Source organism: Pararhodobacter sp. SW119, from assembly GCF_017811755.1.
Lineage (GTDB): Bacteria > Pseudomonadota > Alphaproteobacteria > Rhodobacterales > Rhodobacteraceae > Pararhodobacter.
The window spans coordinates 1-881 of record NZ_JADDJF010000164.1 but is presented as its reverse complement, the minus strand read 5'-3'; the positions used below and the strand labels follow the sequence as shown (position 1 = coordinate 881).

Here is an 881-nt window from a genome sequence, read left to right as displayed (position 1 = left end):
TATGGCGACGTCTTCGCACTCCATGAGCTGTGGAAAGACCTCGGCCTTGATCGCGCCGTCGGGCGCGCGTTGCGCTCCGGCAAGCGCCAGCTCGACGTTGAAGCCCTCGTTCGAGCGATGGTCTTCAACCGCCTCTGTGACCCCGCCAGCAAGTTGGGCTGTTTGCGCTGGCTGGAGACCGTCGCCATGCCGCAGATGCCCGCGGGCGTCACCCACCAGCATCTGCTGCGCGCCATGGACGCGCTGATGGATCACGCCGAGCGGGTCGAGTTGGAGCTGGCCAAACAGATCCGGCCGCTGGTCGATCGCGATCTTGCTGTCGTCTTCTACGACCTGACCACCGTGCGCATCCATGGCGAGGGCACGGTGGAGGACGACATCCGCGCCTTCGGCATGAACAAGGAGGTGGGCGGCATCGCCCGGCAGTTCGTCCTGGGCGTGGTGCAGACCGCCGAGGGGCTGCCGCTCATGCACACCGTCCATCCCGGCAATGTCGCCGAGACGAAGACACTGCAGGGCATGCTGGCGACGGTGCTGGAGCGGTTTCCGATCCAGCGCGTCATCCTCGTGGCCGACCGCGGTTTGCTGAGCCTCGAGAACATCGACGAGTTGACCGCCCTGGCTGACAAGGACGGCCGCCGGCTGGAGTTCATCCTGGCCGTGCCGGCACGCCGCTACGCCGAGCTGGTGGAGACTTTCCGTGCCATCGTATTCGATGAGCACGGTCTCGCCGAGAGCAGCTTCGCCGCTCAACGCCTGATCGTCGCGCATGATCCGCTGCGCGCCGAGGAGCAGACCGCCCGCCGCCGCGCCCGCATCGTCGAACTGGAGGCGATGGCCGAAAAGATGGTGGCGAAGCTCGACGCGCAGGACGAGGGAAA

1 protein-coding gene is annotated in these 881 nt (G+C 66.5%); it reads left to right on the top strand.

The window, feature by feature from the left end:
* Positions 1–881 (top strand): IS1634 family transposase (locus IM708_RS21055; RefSeq protein WP_209428504.1); only part of this gene is annotated, 881 nt, incomplete at both ends.